The sequence below is a fragment of the Streptomyces sp. NPDC058964 genome (assembly GCF_042741275.1).
Classification (GTDB): Bacteria; Actinomycetota; Actinomycetes; order Streptomycetales; family Streptomycetaceae; genus Streptomyces.
Genome location: NZ_JBHYKH010001037.1, coordinates 1 through 1,144 on the forward strand (window position 1 = coordinate 1; position 1,144 = coordinate 1,144).

Annotated in this window: 1 protein-coding gene and 2 pseudogenes; 2 read left to right on the forward strand and 1 reads right to left on the reverse strand. The window is 65.2% G+C overall.

Annotation, left to right across the window (positions count from 1 at the left end; translation table 11 throughout):
• Positions 1-195, forward strand: a pseudogene (locus ACFW2E_RS47475) (hypothetical protein); the annotation flags it as partial.
• Between the two features lie 220 nt (positions 196-415).
• The gene (locus ACFW2E_RS47480; protein ID WP_384478538.1) at positions 416-760 is read left to right on the forward strand and encodes a Dabb family protein; all 345 of its coding nucleotides are present in this window, start codon (positions 416-418) and stop codon (positions 758-760) included.
• Positions 761-876: 116 nt separating this feature from the next.
• Here ACFW2E_RS47480 and ACFW2E_RS47485 read toward each other — a convergent pair.
• Positions 877-1,137 (reverse strand): annotated as a pseudogene (locus ACFW2E_RS47485) (hypothetical protein); the annotation flags it as partial.
• Positions 1,138-1,144 lie beyond the last annotated feature (7 nt).

The following is a 1,144-nucleotide window of genomic DNA, read 5'->3' on the forward strand; positions in this document are numbered from 1 at the left end:
GTTCTTGAGCAGCTCGATCTCCTCGGTGAGGAGGTCGTTCCGGTCTTGCGTACGGAGTTCGCTAAAGGCCGATCCTCCGGAGTGCCGGACCATCCGCCCGTTCATCCGGCGGTTGCAGCCCTGCGCGGTAGCCCGGCGGGCCCGGATACGACCGAGATCACCGAATGCACGCCCGCTCCAGATGGAACGCCGTAGCAACAGGTACACGGCCGGCGCCTGCTGCCGCAGCGCCACCGGCTGGGCGCATGGCGAGACTGTACGGCTGACATGTAGTAGGACCAGTCTGGGATCGACGGCGATGAGCACGAACGTCTGAGCGCGTACCCCTGGCCTCCCTCGCCAACCGTGGCTATCCCTGCGGACGTATGACCGACGCCCGTCAAAAAGCCTCTCTTTGACGCAAACAGGAGATCAAATGTCCACCACACCCGCCGACAGCGCCAGGCCCGAGCGTGTCACACACATCGGCCTCCTCCGCGTTCGTGAGGACGTTCCCGCCGGTGAGATCAAGCGCGTCTTCGAGGAGATCGGAGCGCTCCAGTCGAAGATCCCCGGCATTCTCTCGTACACGTGGGGCCCATACTCGTCACCGGAGGGAATCGGTCGCGGGTACACACACGGCTTCTGCATGACGTTCGTCGATGAAACGGCGCGGGACACATACCTGCCACACCCCGAGCACCAGAAGGTGAAGGGTTCAGTGCTCTCGATCGTCGAGACCGGGTCGATAGACGGCCTGCTCGCATTCGACTTCACGTAGTAGGCGCGCAGGCTACCGGCTGCCCACCGACCCCGGCCCGTAGCGAAGGGATGCGCCGTCGATTTTGTCTGGTCGGCGCGCCCCCTGATCTCGTCGTAGTGATGCAATGTGCGGACGCTCACGCCCGCCAGCTTGGCCACGCGTCCCACGGTCAAGGGTTCCTCCATGTTCCTGACCATGCGGCGACGCTGCGTGAGGGTCAGGCACTTCGCTCCTTGTACCGCCTGGCGTCGCTGCCGTAGCCACCAGGTTCGGGCTGCCGAGCGGTCTCCTGGCGCTACTCGGTGCCTAGGGCGGTGTCCGTAGGGGTCCTCGCCACCCAGCCCGCCGGGACCAGTCCGCCGAGTCCGAGCAGGACTGAGTCGGCCCGTACACATCGTGTTC